The organism is Streptomyces sp. AgN23 (assembly GCF_001598115.1).
GTDB lineage: Bacteria > Actinomycetota > Actinomycetes > Streptomycetales > Streptomycetaceae > Streptomyces > Streptomyces antimycoticus.
Map to the genome: position 1 here is coordinate 3,831,851 of NZ_CP007153.1, position 19,397 is coordinate 3,851,247.

Sequence of the window (19,397 nt, forward strand, 5' to 3'; positions counted from 1 at the left end):
GCTCCTGAAGAAGCTCCGTCATAACGCCGTATCCGTAACCGTATCCGGCACGGACAGAGTGACAGACGGACCGCCCTCATATGCACCGGGTCACGCAAGTGAACCGCGATAAGGGGAAAATTCATGTGTCCGGCGGGCCGGTCAACCTGAAATCCGGTGCGGGGTCGTATCCTTGGCCGTTAAACCTCCCGCGTGCCCGCGTACATGTCCTCGATCAGAGCCTTGTACTCACGCTCGACCACCGGCCGCTTCAGCTTCAGACTGGGCGTCAACTCCCCGTGTTCCACGTCGAGATCGCGCGGCAGCAGCCGGAACTTCTTGATCGTCTGCCAGCGCTGCAGCCCCTCGTTGAGCCGGAGCACATAGCTCTCGATCAGCTTCTGTGTCTCATCGGTGGCCACGACCTCCGCGTAGGACTTGCCGCCGAGGCCGTGCTCGGCCGCCCACTTCATGATCGTCGGCTCGTCGAGGGCGATCAGCGCGGTGCAGTAGTTGCGGTCGGCGCCGTGCACCAGGATGTTGGAGACGAACGGGCACACCGCCTTGAACTGGCCCTCGACCTCCGCCGGGGCGACGTACTTGCCGCCCGAGGTCTTGATCAGGTCCTTCTTGCGGTCGGTGATCCGCAGATAGCCGTCGGGGGACAGTTCGCCGATGTCTCCGGTGTGGAACCAGCCGTCGGACTCGAGCACCTGCTCGGTCAGCTCCGGCAGCCCGTGGTAGCCCTGCATGATGCCGGGTCCGCGCAGCAGCACCTCGCCGTCGTCGGCGAACCGCACCTCCAGGCCGGGGAACGCCTTGCCGACCGTGCCCGTGCGATAGTCCGCCGGGTTGAGGAAGCTGGCGGCGCTGGACTCGGTCAGGCCGTAGCCCTCCAGGATGTTGATCCCGGCGCCCGCGAAGAAGTAGCCGATGTCGGGGGCGAGCGCGGCGGAGCCGGACACCGCGGCCCGCAGCCGGCCGCCGAACGCCTCGCGCAGCTTGCCGTAGACCAGCTTGTCGGCCACCGCGTGCTGAGCCTTGAGGCCGAAGGGCACGGAGGCGGTGCCGGTGCGGCGGAAGGTGTCCTGTGAGGTCTTGGCGTACTCCCGGGAGACCTCGACGGCCCACTGGAAGATCTTGTACTTGGCGCCGCCGCCCTCGCGCGCCCGCTGGGCCACCCCGTTGTAGACCTTCTCGAAGATCCGCGGCACGGCGCACATGTAGGTCGGCCGGACCACCGGCAGATTGTCGATGATCTTGTCGACCCGGCCGTCCACCGCCGTGGTGTGACCGACGTAGATCTGCCCCGCCGTCAGTACCTTGCCGAAGACATGCGCGAGCGGCAGCCACAGGTACTGCACATCGTCGGGGAAGAGCAGCCCGTCCCGGGTGCCGATCACAATGGCCATGTACGACCACGAGTCATGCGCCAGCCGTACGCCCTTGGGGCGCCCGGTGGTACCGGAGGTGTAGATGAGCGTCGCCAGCTGATCGCCGCGCAGGGCGTCCATCCGCTCCCGTACGGCGCCCGGCTCGCGCTCCAGACGGGCCGCGCCCCGCTTCTCCAGCTCGGCGAGCGAGAGCACCCAGCCCTCGGGGTCGTCCTCGGCGGGGATCGCGTCCCCGGCCTCGATCACCACCACATGGGCCAGCTCGGGGAGTTCATCGCGCTGCGCCCGCACCTTGGCGAGCTGCGTCGCGTCCTCGGCGATCAGCACCCGGCTGCCCGAGTCGGAGAGGATGAAGGAGGTCTCGTCGGCGTTGGTGGTCGGGTAGACCGTGGTGGTGGCCGCGCCCGCGCACAGCACGCCGAGGTCGGCCAGGATCCACTCGACGCGGGTCGAGGAGGCCAGCGCCACCCGCTCCTCGGGGCGGATGCCCAGTTCGATCAGTCCGGCGGCGATGGCGAAGACCCGATCCGCGCTTTCCCGCCAGGTCAGCGGCCGCCAGTCATCGGGGCCTGTGCCCGAGGCGGGAGGCACCGGATAGCGGTACGCCTCCCCGTCCGGTGTCGCCTCGACGCGCTGGAGGAAGTGCGTCGCCAAAGACGGCGGCCGGTTCTCGAGCAAGGTCTGTGTGTCGGTCACGGCATCCTCCGGGGCCCGCCTCATTGCTTGGTGACTCGCGAGTAACCTTCGAGTGATGATCAGAGTAGGGGCCGAATCCTTACCGCGTAAGGGGGCCCGCGTCACGTTGTTCTCACGAGATGCCCAAGAGGTTCCCCCGCACACAGCAGGCCCGGCGCAACCATCACGCCGGGCCCGCTGACCACACTCGCTCCGTGGGCTCCGCCCTCACCTCAGCCAGGGCTCCGCGCCCGCCCGGGGCGGCTGCTACTTCTTCGCCTTGGCGTCCTTACCGTCGGAGTCGGAGGACAGCACCGCGATGAAGGCCTCCTGCGGGACCTCCACGTTGCCGACCACCTTCATCCGCTTCTTGCCTTCCTTCTGCTTCTCCAGCAGCTTCCGCTTACGGGAGATGTCACCGCCGTAGCACTTGGCGAGGACGTCCTTACGGATGGCACGGACCGTCTCACGGGCGATGACCCGGGAGCCGATGGCCGCCTGGATGGGCACCTCGAAGTTCTGCCGCGGGATGAGCTCGCGCAGCTTGGCGACCAGCCGGACGCCGTACGCGTACGCCTTGTCCTTATGGGTGATCGCCGAGAACGCGTCCACCTTGTCGCCGTGCAGCAGGATGTCGACCTTGACCAGGTCCGAGGTCTGCTCACCGGTGGGCTCGTAGTCGAGCGAGGCATAACCGCGGGTCTTGGACTTCAGCTGGTCGAAGAAGTCGAAGACGACCTCGGCCAGCGGCAGGGTGTAGCGGATCTCGACCCGGTCCTCGGAGAGGTAGTCCATGCCGAGCAGCACCCCGCGGCGGTTCTGGCACAGCTCCATGATCGCGCCGATGAACTCGCTCGGGGCGAGGATCGTGCCCCGGACGACCGGCTCGTGCACCGTGTCGATCTTGCCCACGGGGAACTCGCTGGGGTTGGTCACCGTGTGCTCGCTGCCGTCCTCCATCTCCACCCGGTAGACCACATTGGGTGCGGTGGCGATCAGGTCGAGATTGAATTCGCGCTCCAGGCGCTCACGGATGACCTCCAGGTGCAGCAGCCCGAGGAAGCCGACGCGGAAGCCGAAGCCGAGAGCGGCCGAGGTCTCCGGTTCGTAGACCAGCGCGGCATCGTTGAGCTGCAGCTTGTCCAGGGCCTCACGCAGCTCCGGATAGTCGGAGCCGTCCAGCGGATACAGCCCCGAGAACACCATCGGCTTCGGGTCCTTGTAACCGCCCAGAGCCTCCTGCGCACCGCGGGTGACCTGGGTGATCGTGTCACCGACCTTGGACTGGCGGACGTCCTTCACACCGGTGATCAGATAGCCCACCTCGCCCACGGACAGCCCGTCGGCCGGGGTCATCTCCGGGGAGTTGGTGCCGATCTCCAGCAGCTCATGGGCGGCGCCGGTGGACATCATCTTGATTCGCTCACGCTTGCTGAGCGTGCCGTCGACGACCTTCACATAGGTCACCACGCCCCGGTAGGCGTCATAGACGGAGTCGAAGATCATCGCGCGGGCGGGGGCGTCATAGACGCCCACCGGGGACGGAACGAGCTCGACGACCCGGTTCAGCAGCTCGGCCACGCCCTCGCCGGTCTTCGCGGAGACCCTGAGCACGTCGGAGGTGTCGCAGCCGATCAGATGGGCCAGCTCGGAGGCGTACTTCTCGGGCTGGGCCGCGGGCAGGTCGATCTTGTTGAGGACCGGGATGATCGTGAGGTCGTTCTCCATCGCCAGATAGAGGTTGGCGAGGGTCTGGGCCTCGATGCCCTGGGCCGCGTCGACCAGCAGGATGCAGCCCTCACAGGCGGCGAGGGAGCGCGAGACCTCATAGGTGAAGTCCACATGGCCGGGGGTGTCGATCATGTTGAGGATATGGGTGGCCGGCTCGCCGCCCTCGTCCTTCGTCGGCGCCCAGGGCAGCCGGACCGCCTGGGACTTGATCGTGATGCCGCGCTCGCGCTCGATGTCCATGCGGTCGAGGTACTGCGAGCGCATCTGCCGCTGATCAACCACACCGGTCAGCTGGAGCATGCGGTCGGCTAGCGTCGACTTGCCGTGGTCGATGTGCGCGATGATGCAGAAGTTACGGATCAGAGCCGGATCGGTACGGCTAGGCTCCGGCACATTGGTAGGGGTCGCGGGCACGCAGGGTCCTGTGTCTAGGCGGGACTCGGTGTTATCGGTATGGGTCAGTCCCGTCCATGGTCCCATGAACGGCGACCTCTTCCGGGTTTGGGACGCCATGGACCCTGCTGGTAACCTGGCCGACTGTGTCTCGTGCCCCTCGCTGACGGACATCTCCATGGACCCTCATGGACACCTCCGCGGGCACCGACGCACACCGAAGCAAGCGAAACCCAACGAACCTGCGAAGGCTTTCTACGTGGCGAACATCAAGTCCCAGATCAAGCGGAACAAGACGAACGAGAAGGCGCGCCAGCGCAACAAGGCGGTCAAGTCCGAGCTGAAGACCGCCATCCGCCGCACCCGTGAGGCCGTGGCCGCCGGTGACGCCGAGAAGGCCACCGAAGCCGCCCGCGCCGCCGCGCGCAAGCTCGACAAGGCCGTCAGCAAGGGTGTTCTGCACAAGAACAACGCCGCCAACAAGAAGTCGGCGATCGCCCAGCAGGTCGCCGGCCTCAAGGGCTGACACCCTCCCGGCCGATCTCGAAGGCTGACCCTTCCGGGGCACACCGCCCCACCCCGCCGCCGGTTTGGGCACAGCGGTCCCTCTCACCCGCTCCGACCGGCAGCCGAGAGCTTCTTCAGCTCTCTCAGCGGCACCGCGCCGCACGCGGCCTGCGTTCGCCACGCGGGTGCGGCGCACTCGATCGACACGAAGACCCCGCGCCTGTCCTTTCCCCAAGGACAGGGCGGGGCTTTCGCGATTAATTCGGGTATGTTCACGTCATGTCGACACCGGGGGAAACACCCAATCCGTACGGCCCGCCGCAGCCGCCCCAACCCCCTCAGCCCCCTCAGCCGCCTCAGCAGAGCGCGCCGCAGAACCCTCCGCAGAGCCCGCCGGAGATTCTGTCGCAGGGGCGCCAGGAATCACCGCAGGGACCGCCGCAGAACCCGCCGCCCAGCCCGTACGGTCAGGTGCCGCCTCAGCCTCAGACGCCGCAGCACCATCCGTACACGTACGCCCAGCCGACGATGCCGTCCATCCCCCTGGGCGGTGGGTACGGGCCGATGGGCATGCCACCCGGGGCGCCGCCCACCGGCCCCGGAGGCGGAGGCGGCGGCAAGGGCTGGCTGTGGGGGCTGGGCGGGGCCGTCGTCGCCTCGGCGGTCTGGGCCGGGGTGCTGTTCGCCACCGGAGGGTTCGAGGACGAGACGAAGGCCGATCTCGCGGGCTACCGCTATCGGACCAATCTGTGCACCCCGACGGATACCCAGCCCTTCGAGGACGCCGGGTACGAGCAGAAGGACGAGAGCGGGTCGTCGTCGACATCGGCCTCGAACCCGCAGCACAGCAGCTCCGAGAACGCCGCGCTGGACTCGATGACCTGCAATATCGACTTCGAGCCGAGCGGCTCGAGCAGCAGCGACTACTCCTCGGTCTGGCTCTACACCACGGCGTCGTTGCACAAAAAGACCAACCCCGGGCCGGAGTTCGAGGCCCAGTACCGGTCGTACGAGGACCAGAAGACGTCCACGTACAGCTACGAGGTGAGCCCGGTCAGCGGGCTGGGCGACGAAGCGTATGTGGTGAAGCAGAACAACAGCAGCAGCTCCAACACCGGCGCCTATGTGATCCTCGCCGTGCGGGACGGCTGGATGACCTATCAGTCGACCTGGTCGCAGTACGTGTCGTCCTCGTCCAGCGGCTCGGCCAAGACGCCCGAGGAAGCCACCGAGCTGCTCAAGAAGAGCGCCAAGGCGACGCTGGAGAAGATGAAGGAGTAGCTCACCGGGCCGGGCCGGGGCCGCCGCTCCGATCGGATGCGTCCTGTACGCGGCAACTCGGCCGGGGCCTACGGCTGACCTCGGCCCGCCCGGGCGGCGCGGACGATCGTGACGACCGCCTTCTCCAGGGCGTACGCCGGATCGTCTCCGCCGCCCTTGACCCCCGCGTCGGCCTCGGCGACGGCGCGCAGCGCGACCGCCACTCCATCCGCCGACCAGCCACGCATCTGCTGCCGCACCCGGTCTATCTTCCAGGGCGGCATGCCCAGCTCACGGGCGAGATCGCCGGGGCGGGCGTTACGCGGTGCGGAAGCCAGCTTGCCGATGGCGCGGACGCCCTGGGCCAGGGCGCTGGTGATCAGCACCGGCGGCACCCCGGTGGAGACGGCCCAGCGCAGCGCCTCCAGCGCCTCGGCCGCGCGGCCCTCGACGGCGCGGTCGGCGACGGTGAAGCTGGATGCCTCGGCACGGCCGGTGTAATAACGGGCGACGATGGCTTCGTCGATCGTGCCCTCGACATCGGCCACGAGCTGGGAGACCGCGCTGGCCAGCTCGCGCAGATCGCTCCCGATGGCGTCGACCAGGGCCTGGCATGCCTCGGGGGTGGCGGACCGGCCGGTGGCGCGGAACTCCGAGCGCACAAACGCCAGTCGGTCGGCGGGCTTGGTCATCTTCGGGCAGGCGACCTCGCGTGCCCCGGCCTTACGGGCGGCGTCGAGCAGCCCCTTGCCCTTGGCCCCGCCCGCGTGCAGCAGCACCAGCGTGATCTCCTCGGCGGGGGTGCCGAGATAGCCCTTCACGTCCTTGATCGTGTCGGCCGACAGATCCTGTGCGTTCCGCACCACGACCACCTTGCGCTCGGCGAAGAGCGAGGGGCTGGTGAGCTCGGCGAGGGTGCCGGGCTGGAGCGCGTCGGGCGTCAGGTCGCGCACATCGGTGTCGGGGTCGGCCGCGCGGGCAGCCGCCACCACCTGCTGCACGGCGCGGTCGAGCAGCAGCTCCTCCTGGCCCACGGCGAGCGTCACGGGGGCGAGCGGATCGTCGGTCGTCGTCTTCCTGGCCATCGCGGTCCAGCATCCCACGGACCACCGACAGCCCCGCCGCATGCCGCCGCCCGGATGTCCGACAATGTTCCGGTGATCGATGAAGGACTGACCGGCGCCCGGCACATCCTGGTGCTGCCCGACCGCGAGGCCGCGGAGGAGGTGGCCGAGGCGCTGCCGGAGCGCTTCGGCATTGCCCAGGAGCCCCAGCTGGTGCGGGACGCGCTGGCGGGTGAGGACGACGCCGAGGACGCCCAGTGGCTGGTGGTGATCGAGGACCCGGCCGGGGGCCTGGACCCGGCGGCGCTGGAGGCGTTCGCGGACGAGTACGAGGGCTGGCTGGAGGCCGAATAGCCTCGCGCCCGGCCAGGGTCATGGCGCATCGTGGTCACGGAAGATGGCCACTGAGGGTGGTCGCTGAGGGTGGTCGCTGAAGAGGGAGGTTCCAAGGATGAGTGGGACAGTGACGGCAGTGAGCAGCAACGGCGAGTACTCGTTCACCAAGCCGAACCGGGACGGCATCACGCTGCTCGCCGGCCTCGGTGTCGAGGGCGACGTACACGCCGGCGTGACGGTCAAGCACCGCTCACGCGTCGCCCAGGACCCCACCCAGCCGAATCTGCGCCAAGTCCACCTCATCCATGAAGAGCTGTTCACCGAGGTCGGTGCGGAGGGATTCACGGTGGTGCCCGGCGACCTCGGCGAGAACATCACCACCCGCGGCATCGATCTGCTCGGCCTGCCCGTCGGCACGCTGTTGCGCATCGGCGATGACGCGGTGCTGGAGGTGACCGGCCTCCGCAATCCCTGTCTGCAGATCGACAACTTCCAGAACGGGCTCCTGAAGCAGGTCGTCGGCCGCGATGAGGCCGGGAACATCGTGCGCAAGGCCGGAATCATGAGCATCGTGAAGGAAGGCGGCACGGTGCGCCCGGGCGACACGGTCACGGCGGAACTCCCCACCGGCCCCCACCGCCCCCTGGACCGGGTCTGACGGCTTCCCGGCGGGGCGGGATCGTCCTGGGCTCTCTTCCGGAGGCGCTCATATTCCCGTGCGCGGCATCGGGCCGGGTCCCACACTGCGGGCATGGATCAAAACGCCGGCCCCGCGGCCGTCACGCCCGCACAGCGGTCGAGTGAGTTGCTGGGGTATCCGCCCGATGCGCGGCTGCTGATCGTCAACTGCGATGACTTCGGCATGTATCCAGCGATCAACGCCGCGGTGATCGAGTCGATCGAAGAGGGCATCGCCAGTTCATGCAGTCTGATGGTCCCGTGCCCCGCGGCGGCGCAGGCCATGGAGCTGCTCAGCCGACGGCCGCGGATCCCGTTCGGCATCCATCTCACCCTGGTGTGCGAGATGCCCGAACACCGATGGGGGCCGATCGCCGCCAGGGACCGCGTTCCCTCGCTGCTGGACCCCGCGGGTGAACTGTTCCCCCCGACGCCCGCCGGACGCGCGGCTCTGCTGGGCCGGGCCCGGCTCGAGGAGATCGAGCTCGAATTCCGCGCCCAGATCGACGCCGTCGCCGACGCCGGGCTCGCGCCGACCCAGCTGGACTTCCACTGCCTGGCCGATGGCGGTCGCGACGACATCCTCGATCTGACGGTAGGGCTGGCCGCGGAGTACGGCCTCGCGGTCCGGGTCTGGCTCGAACCCGCGCGCCGGAGAATGCGGCACCGCGGGCTGCCGGTCATCGACAACGACTTCCTGGATAGCTTCTCGCTCGCCCTTGAAGGAAAGGCGGCCCGATACGTTCGGATGCTGCGCGACCTGCCCGCCGGGCTCAATGAATGGGCGGTGCACCCGAGCGTGGGAAACAACGAGTCACAGGCCGTCGACGATGGCTGGCGCGTGCGCCGGACGGACTACGAGTTCCTGATATCGCCGCAGGCCCGTGAAATCCTCCGGCAGGAGGACATCACCGTGCTCGACTACCGGACGATCCAGCACGTCTGGGGCATGACGGTGGCGCCGGAGAGGACCGCCGCGGCCTTCACTCGGCGTGTGCCAGGGCCTTGACGAGCTCTTGTGCGACCCATGCGATGGCGATCAGGAGCTCCGCCGCCCTCTGCGACAGGCCCGTCCCTCCCCCTTCGGGGGCAGGCCAACCTGACAGCGGTGAGGAACCACACCTCGTCCGTGGTGACAGACTCCAAGGTACAACTGGGTCCCGATGATCGGTAGTTGGCGCAGAGGGGTCGGGGCTCACCGACGCGGGCGCCAAGCGGCTGTGACCGGCCCGACAGTGCCTAAACTTGCGCCGTGACCGACACGACACCTCGCATATACGTCAGGCCGGGCAGCCTCGCCGACGCACCGGTCATCCTGGACATGCTCGACTCCGCGGTGGCCTGGATGAACGCTCGGGGCAACACCGAGCAGTGGGGCACGACGCCGTATTCGCAGAAGACGGGCGGGGTGGCGCGGGTCCAGCGGTACACGACCGAGAATGCCCCGTACATCGCGGAGTTGGACGGAACGCCTGTCGGGGCCATGGTGCTGGACTCCGGGCCCAGCCCGCAGGTGCCGATCGCACCGGCCGGCGAACCCGAGCGGTACGTCCGGCTGCTGGTCTCCGACCGACAGCGCGCCGGCCTGGGCATCGGGGCGGCGCTGCTGGCCCATGCCGTCGAGGAGACCCGGCGGGCCGGGGTGGGGCTGCTGCGGGTCGACTGCTGGGCGGGCGGCGGGGGCGAACTGGTCGCGTTCTACGAGCGCAACGGTTTCACCGCCACCGACCGTTTCCTGTCCGGGGCCTGGCCCGGACAGGTACTGGCCCGGCGGGTCGACTGACGGCACGGGCAGGGCAGAGCGAGGCAGGGTGCCACAGTGGCATCACGCGGTGCCACTGGATGCGCCAGGGTGAGCTCGACTCCACATGGCACCGCATTGACGCAACCTGACACCAACGCGTTCCTCCAGGTCAGAGCTGTTCGGTGAACCCTGCTCCACAATCACCCCCTTCACGGCCTTGCACATGGCGCCATCGTGGTGCCACTATGGCGCTATGGACCTCACGCCGTATGTCGACAACCTCCGCCGCGAACTCGCGGTGGCCGCCGAAGCCGGCGGCGAAGAAGCTCGCGAGCTGGCCGACCGGCTCACCGCTCCTCTGGAGTCGGCGACCCGGCTGACGATGCTCAATGTGCTCTCCGCCGCGATGGACGAGATCACCCGTGAACTCGCCCCCGGCTCGGTCGACGTACGGCTGCGCGGGCTCGACCCCGACTTCGTGGTGACGCGGCCGGAGGGCGACGAGGCGCACGAGGGCAAGAGCGGACCCGCCGAGCCGCTCAAGGCACCGGCCCCGGCACCCGCCGACGGCGACGACGGCGGCACCGCCCGCGTCAATCTGCGGCTGCCCGCCCACCTCAAGGCGCGCGCCGAGGAGGCCGCGCACCGCGAGGGCCTGTCGGTCAACGCGTGGCTGGTACGAGCCGTGTCGGCCGCGGTCGACGGCGGCACCCCGTCACGTACGACGGAGCAGCCCCGCGCCACCCGCACCGTCGGACAGAGCTTCACGGGCTGGGTGCGCTAACCGCGGCCCGCCTACCCCACCTCCCCTACGCCACTTCGCCCACACCACTTCTCCCACACCACGTCCCACCAGCAGGGACGCCACGAAGACCCAAGAGAACGGGACAGCCATGCCTTCTTTCGACGCCCCCTTCGACACTCCCGAGCCGATCTCGGTCACCGCCCATGTGGAAGCCGGATCCATCCGGTTCATCGCCGCCGACCGGCTCGACACCCTCGTCGACGTGCGGCCCCGCAACCCGAAGAAGGACCAGGACGTACGGGCGGCCGAACAGTCCGAAGTGCGGTACGCGAGTGGTCTGTTGACCATCCGGACACCGAAGCAGCGCTACCTCGTCGGGCGCACCGGCACCGTCGATGTGACGGTCGAACTGCCCACCGGCTCGCAGGTGGAGATGACGGGCGCCTGGGCCCAGGTGCACGGCGAGGGGCGGCTCGGCGAGGTCCGGGTGAAGACCTCGTCGGGCGATGTCCGCCTGGACACCACCGGGCCGCTGCACCTGATCGCGTCCCACGGCACCATCACCGTGGACCGCGTCGAGGGGTCCGCCGAGATCACCACCAGCTCCGGCAGCCTGCGCGTCGGTGCCATCAACGGCGCGGGTGTCCTGAAGAACTCCCACGGCACCACGACCGTCGGCGACGCCCTGGGCGACCTGCGGGTGAGCGGCGCCAACGGTGACATCTTCATCGAGCACGCCGAGGGCTCGGTCACCGCCACCACCGCCCACGGAGCCGTGCGCCTCGATGAGGTCGCGCGCGGCACCGTCCAGTTGGAGACCTCCTACGGCGCCATCGATGTCGGCATCCGTGAGGGCACCGCCGCCTGGCTCGACGTCAGCTCCAGCGCCGGCCAGGTGGTCAACGCGCTCACCGCGTCCGAGAGCCCGGACACGTCCGAGGACACCGCCGAGGTCAGGGCCCGTACCCGCTTCGGCAACATCAACATCCGCCGTGCCCGGGCCTGACCCGCCTCTTCTCCCGACAACCACGATCACTTCACCGCTCACCACGCCTTCGAAGGGGAGGGCTCCATGCAGTCATCTGTCATGCCCACGTCCAGGCAGGGCGGCCAGCAGCCGCCCGCCGCCGTCTCCACCGCCGATCTGCGCAAGTCGTACGGCGACAAGACCGTCCTCGACGGCATCGATCTGCGCATCCCGTCCGGCTCCGTGTTCGCGCTGCTCGGGCCGAACGGCGCCGGAAAGACCACCACCGTGCAGATCCTGTCCACGCTGATCGCGGCCGACGGCGGCCAGGCCCAGGTCGCGGGCCACGACGTCGCCACCTCACCGGAGGGGGTGCGTGCCGCGATCGGTGTCACCGGGCAGTTCGCCGCACTCGACGACCTGCTCACCGCCGAGGAGAACGTGCTCCTCATGGCCGACCTGCTGCGCCTGGGCAAGCGCGAAGGACGCAGGCGGGCCAAGGAGCTGCTGGAGCGGTTCGACATCGCGGACGTCGCGCACAAGCGCGCCGCCTTCTTCTCCGGCGGTATGCGGCGCCGGCTCGACCTCGCCATGACGCTGGTCGGCGACCCGCAGGTGATCTTCCTCGACGAGCCGACGACCGGGCTGGACCCGCGCAGCCGCCGCACCATGTGGGAGACCGTGCGCTCGCTGGTCGCCGACGGCGTCACCGTCTTCCTCACCACCCAATACCTGGAAGAGGCCGACCAACTGGCGGACCGGATCGCCGTGCTCGACGGCGGCCGGATCGTCGCCGAGGGCACCGCAGACGAGCTCAAGGCGCAGATCCCCGGCAGCCATGTACGCCTGCGGTTCACCGATCCCGACGAGTACGAGCGCGCGGCCGCCGCCTTCTCCGGTGCGGCCCGGGACGATGAGCAGCTCGCCCTGCGTGTCGCGGGCGACGGCGATCTCGACGCGCTGCGCGCCCTGTTCGACCGGCTCGACGCCGCCGGTATCCGCGCCGCCGACTTCTCCGTGCACACCCCCGACCTCGACGACGTGTTCCTCGCCCTGACCGGCGACGGCAGCACCAACACCGCCCTCCACGCGAAGGAGACCCTGCGATGAGCACGCTCAGCTACGCCGTGCACGACTCGATGACGATGCTGCGGCGCAATATCAAGCACGCGCTGCGCTATCCGGGCGTCTCGCTGGGCGCCTCCATGATGCCCATCATGATGCTGCTGCTGTTCGTGTACGCCTTCGGCGACTCGATCGGCTCCGGCATGGGCGGCGGCCGGGACGCGTATCTGAACTATCTGACGCCCGGCATCATCATCATGGGGGTGGCCGCCGGGTCGATGTCGACCTCGATCGCGGTCTGCACCGATATGACCGAGGGCATCATCAACCGCTTCCGCACCATGAACATCACGCGCTCGTCGTTCATGACGGGCCATGTCGTCGGCAGCGTCCTCACAACGATGGTGAGCCTCGTCCTGGTGGTGGGCGTCGCCCTCGCCATCGGCTTCCGGCCGGACGCCAATCCGCTGGAGTGGCTGGCCGCCGCCGGCCTCCTCACGGCCATCGCGTTCGCCGTGACATGGCTGTCGTGCGCACTCGGCCTGATCTCCAAGACGGTGGAGTCCGCGAGCAACAAGCCGCTGCTGGTCCAGTTCCTGCCGTTCCTGGGCTCCGCGTTCGTACCGGCCGAGTCGATGTCCCCGGGCCTGCGCTGGTTCGCCGAGTACCAGCCGTTCACACCGATGACCGAGACACTGCGCGGCCTGCTCTCCGGCTCGGAGATCGGCAACGACGGCTGGGTCTCGCTCGCCTGGTGCGCCGGGATCGCCCTGGTCGGCTACGTCTGGTCGCGCTCGCTCTTCAACAGCAACACCAAGCGCTGAGCACCGGAACACACCCGGGCGGGGTGCCCACTCATCGACGGGGAGCGGGCACCCCGCCCGGGTGTGTCCGCGCTCAGGGCCCACCGCGGCCTCCGAACACCGCGCGCAGCCCCGGGTCTCGTATCACCGCGATCGGCCCGTCGGTGTCGGTCCGCAACACGGCGGCTCCCTGGGCGCGCAGGGAGGCGATGGTGCGGGGCGACGGATGGCCGTAGGGGTTGTCGGCGCCGCAGGAGATCAGGGCGAGGCGGGGGCTGAGACGCCGGAGCAACTGCGGGTCCTGGTAGGCGGAGCCGTGGTGGGCCACCTTGAGGACATCGACCTCGGGGAGGGCGGGGTGCGCTGTCCGCAGGGCCTGCTGGGCCGGGGGCTCCAGGTCGCCGAGGAGGAGCAGGGTCAGGCCCGCCGTGCGGACGAGGAGGGTGACGCTCGCGTCGTTCGGCCCCTCGGCCCCGGCCGGGGCGGGCGGCGGCGCGGGCCACAGGACCTCCCAGGACAGCGGACCGAAGCGCCGCCGCTCCCCCGGCACCGCCGCGACGACCGGGACATGCGCCGACCGGGCCCTGCGCCGTACGAACTCGGCCTGGCCGGGCGGCTCTTCCAGACCGGTCGTCTCGATGGCGCCGACCGCGCGCCCGCGTAACGCGCCGGTCAGCCCGGCCACATGGTCGGCGTGGAAGTGGGTCAGGACCAGCAGCGGAATCCGGACGACACCCAGCGAACGCAGACAGCGGTCGACCGCCCGCGGCTCGGGCCCGGTGTCCACGACGACGGCCGTACCGGGCCCCGCGGCCAGGACGAGGGCGTCGCCCTGGCCGACATCGCATGCCACCATTCGCCAACCGGGCGGTGGCCAGCCGGTGATGATCCGGGCCAGGGGCGCCGGGCGTACAACGGCCAGCAGCACCAGCAGGGCGCACACGGCGCACAGCAGGCGGTGCTGCAGCAGTCGGCGGCCGACGAGGACCACGGCCAGAGTGACGAGGGCCAGCAGCAGCGCGCCTGTCCAGCCGTCCGGCCAGTCCGCCTCGGCCCCGGGCAGTGCCGCACCGGTGCGGGCCACCTGGGCGATCCACCCGGCGGGCCAGCCCGCCGGCCAGGCGATCCACGCGGCGACCGGCGGCGCGACGGCGGCCACCGCGAGCGCGGCGAACCCGAGGACAGTGGCGGGGGCGACCGCGACCTCCGCGATGAGATTGCAGGGAATCGCCACCAGGCTCACCCGCGCGGCCATGGCCACCACGACCGGTGCGCAGACCGCCTGGGCCGCGGCGGCGGCCGCCAGCGCCTCGGCGAGCCGGGGCGGTACGCCACGGCGCCGCAGGGCCGCGCTCCATCCCGGCGCGATGGTGAGCAGGGCGCCGGTGGCCAGCGCGGAGAGCAGAAAGCCGTAGCTCCGGGCCAGCCAGGGGTCGTAGAGCACCAGCGCGAGGACGGCGGCGGCCAGGGCCGGGAGCAGCGAGCGGCGGCGGCCGGTGCCGAGGGCGAGCAGCGTGATCAGCCCGCAGGCGGCGGCCCGCAGCACACTGGGATCGGGTCTGCAGACGATGACGAAGGCGAGCGTGAGCCCGCCGCCGAGGAGGGCGGTGGTCCGCAGCCGGATGCCGAGCGCGCCCGCGAGACCGCGCCGCTCGGCCCGCCCGGCCAGCTGCGGCGGACCCGTGAGCAGGGCGAGCACCAGCGTCAGATTGCTGCCGGACACGGCCATGAGATGGAGCATGTCCGTGGCCCGGAACGCCTCGTCCAGCTCGGGCGGCACCCGTGAGGTGTCCCCCACGACCAGTGCCGGAAGCAACGCCCGCGCGTCCGGGGAGAGTCCGTCGCTCGCGGTGCGCAGCCCGGCGCGCAGCCGCCCGGCCAGCCGCTGGACCGCGCTGGGCCGACCCGTGATCCGCGGGGGCCCACCGCCGTTCACACGCACCACGGCCGCTATACGGTCCCCGTCACGCAGCGGCGGCACCAGGCGGCCGGGGACACGCAGACGGGTGGACGGCAACAGCCCGAGCCAGGCCGTCCGCTCCTTACCGGCCCTCGGGTGGACCGTCACCAGGACCGGCGCGCTGGTGGTGGTCGTGGTGCCGTCGGGGCCGGTCACCCGGTCGGCCTCGGCCTCCAGAACCACGGACGCGGGCGCGAGCGCCGCGCCCCGCACACGTGGCCGGGTGAGCCGTGGATCCCCCGTGACCGTCACCTCGGCGGTGGCCTCGGCGTACTCCCGGGCCAGCGCGGGCACCGGGCCACGGCGTACGTCCGCCCCATACAGTCCGGCGACCGCCCCCGCGGCGGCCCCGCACAACAGCACGGCCGCCACCGCCCCTGCCGTACGGCGCCCACGCCACGCGCCGGTGCGGGGCGGCGAAGTGGCTTGCCGCCGCGGCGCGGTGTGGCCTTCGCCGGTGCCCGGACGGCCGTAAGTCCCGGGCGCGGCACCGGGCGACCGGCCGGCCGTCGGCGGCGGCGCCTTCCGCGCCCGCTGCCGAGGCTGGGCGCCGCGTGGCCGCGATGGGGTGGGTTCGAGCGGCTGTCGGTCGTGCGGGAGCGGCACCGGCGAGGACACGTCCGGGCCGGGCCTGGGATGGGGTGCGCTACGCCGTCGTCCACCCGTTGCCGGGTCTCGTCGGCGAGCCCCGATGAGCAGCGCTGCCGCCACGAGGGAGGCAACCGTGCAGACGAGAGCCACCAGATGGGCCGGTGCGTCCAGGGCGAGCGCCGCGGCCGCCCAGGCGGCCAGGGCCGGGGCCACGAGGCGGAGGTCGGGTGGGCCCTCCTGGTGTGGCTGTGACGCACCGCGCGGGGACGCGGCCGCCTCGTGGACCGGGGCGCGGGGCCGCGGGGGCCTCGCGACCGTCATGGCCGGACCAGTGGACGCAGATCGGCGAACCGGCGCTCACCGATGCCGTTCACCTCACGGAGTTCATCGATGGAGCGGAAACCTCCGTGCCGGCTGCGGTAGTCGAGGATGTGCCGGGCCAGGACGGGGCCGACTCCCGGGAGGGTGTCGAGCTGTTCGGCGGTCGCGGAGTTGAGGCTGACCGAGCCACCGGGCGCTCCGGGGCCGGCCGGTGCGTTCGCGCCGTTGGCCACGTTCGGATCACCGGGCGTGTTCGGGCCGTTGGGTGCGTTCGGTGCCCCAGCGGCCGGACCTGCGGCCGCGCCCGGTGCCGGTGGTCCGCCCGCGGGGGCGCCGACGACGATCTGCTCCCCGTCCACCAGTGGCCGGGCCCGGTTCAGCCCGCTCAGGTCGGCGCCCGGCCGTACTCCACCCGCCGCTTCGAGGGCGTCGGCGACCCGCGCCCCGGGCGGCAGCTTCCGCAGCCCCGGACGGCGGACCTTGCCGGTCACATCCACCACGACCGTGCGACCGCCGCCGGATGGGGTGAGCCGTCCCCTGGGCATCGGACCGGGTTCCGAGGGCGCAGCGCGCGGGGGCTCCGGATCCGGCGCCCGCACGGTCTGAGGACGGCCGGTCCAGAAGTGATACGCCGCGAAGGCCACCGCGGCGAGCAGGGCGACCACCAGTGCGGCGACCGTTCTCAGCTCCATACCGCAGCGCAGCTGAAGCCACACCGGCAGCCGCTCGCGCAGGGCGAGCCTTACCCGGTCGCGGCGACGCAGCGGACCGTCCCCGGCCTCGTCCTCAGATACCTCCTCGAACGGCCGCTCGTGCACGCCCCGAGGCGGCTCCTCGGGCTCGTCCCCGAGGGGCCCCTCGTTCCTTACCTCCCTGCTCCGTACCTCCTCCGCCTCCGCAGCCGCCGCTTCCCTGGCCGGGAGCTCCTTGTCCCGGGCCTTCGCCACGCCTCCCGGCCCATCCCGGCTGCCCAAGGCGATCGGCCCGACCACGATCGGGGGCGCCGACGGTGTGGAGAAGAGCGCCGCCACTCGGCCGGCGCGTGAGGGGGTGGTGGGCTGGGTCTGGCGGTGGGTGCTGCGGTGGTGGCCCCCGGCCCGGGACGACCCGGCGCCGGACGGCAGGCGGGGGCGGCGGCCGGCCCCGCCGTCGCGATGACGGCCGCGCCCCGGACCCGTGGTTACTGTACGTGATCGTGTTTTCATGCACCCGACGGTAGGCACAAGCGGCCGATCGTGCCGATCCGCCTCAATTCCCGGGGATAACCCCCAGGTTGTGGATAACTCCGCCACCCCACCGAGTGAGGAGCGTGGCCGAAGTACCGCCCACCCTCCGCTACCGCGGAGAGACCACCGCTCCCAGCAGCCCCGGCCCGGTGTGGGCGCCGATCACCGCACCCACCTCGCTCACATAAAGCTCCGCCAGCCCCGGCACCCGGTCCCGCAGCCGCTCCGCGAGCGCCGCCGCCCGTTCGCCCGCCGCGAGGTGCTGCACCGCGATGTCCACCGGACTCCGGCCCGCCCGCTCCACCACGATCTCCTCGAGCCGGGCGATGGCCTTCGAAGCCGTGCGGACCTTCTCCCGCAGCTCGATCCGCCCCTCGTCGAGCTGGAGCAGCGGTTTGACCGCGAGCGCCGAGCCGAGCAGTGCCTGGGCCGCGCCGATCCGGCCGCCGCGCCGCAGATAGTCGAGGGTGTCGACGTAGAAGTAGGCGGCGGTGCCGTCGGCCCGTTTTTCCGCCGCCGCCACGGCCTCGTCCAGCGTGCCACCGCCCTCCGCCGTCTCGGCCGCCGCCAGCGCGCAGAAGCCCAGCGCCATCGCGACCATTCCGCTGTCCACCACCCGTACCGGAACGGGCGCGTCCTGTGCCGCGAGCGCCGCCGCGTCGTAGGTGCCGGAGAACTCGGCCGACAGATGCAGGGAGACGATGCCCGTCGCGCCCTCCTCGGCGGCGGCCCGGTAGGCGGCCGCGAACATCTCCGGACTGGGCCGGGACGTCGTCACCGGCTTCCGCTTCTGCAACGCCTGCGCGAGGGACCGGGCCGAGATCTCGGTGCCTTCTTCCAGGGCCCGGTCTCCGAGCACGACCGTCAGCGGCACCGCGGTGATGCGATGCCGCTCCATCGCATCCTGCGGCAAGTAAGCCGTTGAATCGGTCACGATCGCGACATGGCGGGACATGACTGGGAGGTTATCGGGGGATGGAGCCCGCCGACAGCGCGACCCCAGCGGATGATCAATTGCCTTACCCATCATGCCCTGTTCAGACGTGGCTCAGTTCCTGTTCTCGGGCCGGGTTCCGGGGTCTCGGGCCGGGGCGTGGGATCCCAGGCCGGACGATGGGAATCAGGCGGTGTTCTCGGGCCGGCGGGACTGCTGCTGCCAGGGCTTCTGCCAGTCCTGGGGCTCCGTCTGGGGCCTCGCCCCGAGCGACGGCCGCGGCGGCTCCGGCTCCCGCACCGCCTCGGGCCCCGATCGCGCCCCTGTCCCAGGCCGAGCCCCCGCCTCAGGTCGAGACCCTGTCTCGGGCCGCGCCCCCGCATCGGGCGGCGGCCACGCCCCCACATCCGTCCGCGGCTCCTCCGGCTCCACCGCAGTCCAGTGCCGCAGCGCCCCGGCCTCCATCTCGATCTCGCGGTTCAGCGAGTCCAGGTCGTCATGCGCAAACCGCTGCGTCCGCTCCTGCACCGCCCAGCGCAGCGAGTCGGCGGAGTGGGTGATCCGCTCCGTGCGCTGCCGCAGATCGGGCAGCAGGGCGGCGAGGCGGGACTTGTCGGGCTCCTGCTCCAGCCGCTTCAGATCCGCTTCCAGATCCTGCGCATGGGCGCTCAGCCGCTGGAACAGGATCAACGACTCCGACAGCGACTGGTCTTGCGGGGCGGCCGCCTGCAGGGCCTGGCCGGTGGCGCGCATCGAACCGCGCAGGGAGAGCCGGAGCTGGGCGAGCTCACCGGCCGCGCCCGGCTGCGCGAGCTGCCGGGCCCGGAGTCTGGTCTCCTCCACCGTGCGGCGGGCCTGGTGCACCGTGCGGTCGATACCGCGCTTGGCCGCCCTGACCGCGCGAACGGCCGCATAGACCCCCGCCAGCATGATCAGGACGAAAAGCAGCAACAGGATCCAGATGGCTTCCATGTGCGCTCCTTGGGGCGGCGGTCACGGCACGGTGGCGGTCGTCCTCTCAGCG

17 protein-coding genes are annotated in these 19,397 nt (G+C 70.9%); 10 read left to right on the forward strand and 7 right to left on the reverse strand.

Annotated elements, in window-relative coordinates; all coding sequences use genetic code 11:
* Positions 1-179: 179 nt before the first annotated feature.
* Together AS97_RS16935 and lepA are read right to left on the reverse strand one after the other, a co-directional pair.
* On the reverse strand, positions 180-2,069 hold the full coding sequence (locus tag AS97_RS16935) for a long-chain fatty acid--CoA ligase (protein ID WP_059147916.1): 1,890 nt from the start codon (positions 2,067-2,069) through the stop codon (positions 180-182).
* 246 nt (positions 2,070-2,315) lie between these two features.
* Positions 2,316-4,193 (reverse strand): translation elongation factor 4, encoded by a 1,878-nt coding sequence (gene lepA, locus AS97_RS16940; RefSeq protein ID WP_210565222.1) that lies wholly within the window; start codon positions 4,191-4,193, stop codon positions 2,316-2,318.
* A 238-nt stretch (positions 4,194-4,431) separates the two neighbouring features.
* Here lepA and rpsT point away from each other — a divergent pair, with 238 nt between their 5' ends.
* Positions 4,432-4,698: a 30S ribosomal protein S20 gene (gene rpsT, locus AS97_RS16945; protein WP_059147918.1), complete on the forward strand. Its 267-nt coding sequence runs from the start codon at positions 4,432-4,434 to the stop codon at positions 4,696-4,698.
* A gap of 452 nt (positions 4,699-5,150) precedes the next feature.
* A complete protein-coding gene (locus AS97_RS16950) occupies positions 5,151-5,960 on the forward strand; it encodes a hypothetical protein (RefSeq protein ID WP_247204398.1) in 810 nt (269 codons plus the stop codon).
* Positions 5,961-6,028: 68 nt separating this feature from the next.
* On the opposite strand, the gene holA is transcribed toward AS97_RS16950, so the two are convergent.
* Entirely contained in the window at positions 6,029-7,024 is a 996-nt protein-coding gene (holA, locus tag AS97_RS16955) for a DNA polymerase III subunit delta (RefSeq protein ID WP_059147920.1), read from the reverse strand.
* Positions 7,025-7,111: 87 nt separating this feature from the next.
* On the opposite strand from holA, the gene AS97_RS16960 reads away from it, so the two are divergent.
* From AS97_RS16960 to AS97_RS16995, 8 genes are all read left to right on the forward strand, one after another.
* On the forward strand, positions 7,112-7,357 hold the full coding sequence (locus AS97_RS16960; RefSeq protein WP_236669529.1) for a hypothetical protein: 246 nt from the start codon (positions 7,112-7,114) through the stop codon (positions 7,355-7,357).
* Between the two features lie 97 nt (positions 7,358-7,454).
* On the forward strand, positions 7,455-7,997 hold the full coding sequence (locus AS97_RS16965) for an MOSC domain-containing protein (RefSeq protein ID WP_210565223.1): 543 nt from the start codon (positions 7,455-7,457) through the stop codon (positions 7,995-7,997).
* Between the two features lie 93 nt (positions 7,998-8,090).
* The gene (locus AS97_RS16970) at positions 8,091-9,026 is read left to right on the forward strand and encodes a polysaccharide deacetylase family protein (protein WP_125761865.1); all 936 of its coding nucleotides are present in this window, start codon (positions 8,091-8,093) and stop codon (positions 9,024-9,026) included.
* A gap of 243 nt (positions 9,027-9,269) precedes the next feature.
* On the forward strand, positions 9,270-9,800 hold the full coding sequence (locus tag AS97_RS16975) for a GNAT family N-acetyltransferase (RefSeq protein WP_059147924.1): 531 nt from the start codon (positions 9,270-9,272) through the stop codon (positions 9,798-9,800).
* Between the two features lie 214 nt (positions 9,801-10,014).
* Positions 10,015-10,545 (forward strand): toxin-antitoxin system HicB family antitoxin, encoded by a 531-nt coding sequence (locus AS97_RS16980; RefSeq protein WP_086710336.1) that lies wholly within the window; start codon positions 10,015-10,017, stop codon positions 10,543-10,545.
* A gap of 109 nt (positions 10,546-10,654) precedes the next feature.
* Entirely contained in the window at positions 10,655-11,512 is an 858-nt protein-coding gene (locus AS97_RS16985) for a DUF4097 family beta strand repeat-containing protein (RefSeq protein WP_059147926.1), read from the forward strand.
* Between the two features lie 81 nt (positions 11,513-11,593).
* Complete coding sequence (locus AS97_RS16990; RefSeq protein ID WP_059147927.1) at positions 11,594-12,583, forward strand: ATP-binding cassette domain-containing protein; 990 nt, start codon at positions 11,594-11,596, stop codon at positions 12,581-12,583.
* Entirely contained in the window at positions 12,580-13,362 is a 783-nt protein-coding gene (locus AS97_RS16995; protein WP_137965738.1) for an ABC transporter permease, read from the forward strand. Before AS97_RS16990 ends, AS97_RS16995 begins: the two co-directional genes overlap by 4 nt.
* A gap of 73 nt (positions 13,363-13,435) precedes the next feature.
* Here AS97_RS16995 and AS97_RS17000 read toward each other — a convergent pair whose 3' ends face one another.
* The 4 genes from AS97_RS17000 to AS97_RS17015 all read right to left on the reverse strand — a co-directional run bounded on the left by AS97_RS17000 (position 13,436) and on the right by AS97_RS17015 (position 19,345).
* Positions 13,436-15,673: a ComEC/Rec2 family competence protein gene (locus AS97_RS17000; RefSeq protein ID WP_247204399.1), complete on the reverse strand. Its 2,238-nt coding sequence runs from the start codon at positions 15,671-15,673 to the stop codon at positions 13,436-13,438.
* A 536-nt stretch (positions 15,674-16,209) separates the two neighbouring features.
* The gene (locus AS97_RS17005) at positions 16,210-17,418 is read right to left on the reverse strand and encodes a ComEA family DNA-binding protein (protein WP_210565224.1); all 1,209 of its coding nucleotides are present in this window, start codon (positions 17,416-17,418) and stop codon (positions 16,210-16,212) included.
* A gap of 130 nt (positions 17,419-17,548) precedes the next feature.
* Positions 17,549-18,394 carry a DegV family protein gene (locus tag AS97_RS17010; RefSeq protein WP_059147931.1) on the reverse strand — a complete coding sequence of 282 codons (846 nt, stop codon included), beginning with the start codon at positions 18,392-18,394 and terminating at the stop codon, positions 17,549-17,551.
* A 165-nt stretch (positions 18,395-18,559) separates the two neighbouring features.
* Positions 18,560-19,345, reverse strand: coding sequence for a hypothetical protein (locus AS97_RS17015; protein ID WP_125759968.1), 786 nt, complete (start codon positions 19,343-19,345; stop codon positions 18,560-18,562).
* Positions 19,346-19,397: the final 52 nt, after the last annotated feature.

Coding starts and splice junctions, on each gene's coding strand:
- holA (WP_059147920.1), bottom strand. CDS start 7,024: ATGGCCAGGAAGACGACGACCGACGATCCGCTCGCCCCCGTGACGCTC.
- AS97_RS16965 (WP_210565223.1), top strand. CDS start 7,455: ATGAGTGGGACAGTGACGGCAGTGAGCAGCAACGGCGAGTACTCGTTC.
- AS97_RS16970 (WP_125761865.1), top strand. CDS start 8,091: ATGGATCAAAACGCCGGCCCCGCGGCCGTCACGCCCGCACAGCGGTCG.
- AS97_RS16980 (WP_086710336.1), top strand. CDS start 10,015: ATGGACCTCACGCCGTATGTCGACAACCTCCGCCGCGAACTCGCGGTG.
- AS97_RS16985 (WP_059147926.1), top strand. CDS start 10,655: ATGCCTTCTTTCGACGCCCCCTTCGACACTCCCGAGCCGATCTCGGTC.
- AS97_RS16990 (WP_059147927.1), top strand. CDS start 11,594: ATGCCCACGTCCAGGCAGGGCGGCCAGCAGCCGCCCGCCGCCGTCTCC.
- AS97_RS16995 (WP_137965738.1), top strand. CDS start 12,580: ATGAGCACGCTCAGCTACGCCGTGCACGACTCGATGACGATGCTGCGG.
- AS97_RS17005 (WP_210565224.1), bottom strand. CDS start 17,418: ATGAAAACACGATCACGTACAGTAACCACGGGTCCGGGGCGCGGCCGT.
- AS97_RS17010 (WP_059147931.1), bottom strand. CDS start 18,394: ATGTCCCGCCATGTCGCGATCGTGACCGATTCAACGGCTTACTTGCCG.
- AS97_RS17015 (WP_125759968.1), bottom strand. CDS start 19,345: ATGGAAGCCATCTGGATCCTGTTGCTGCTTTTCGTCCTGATCATGCTG.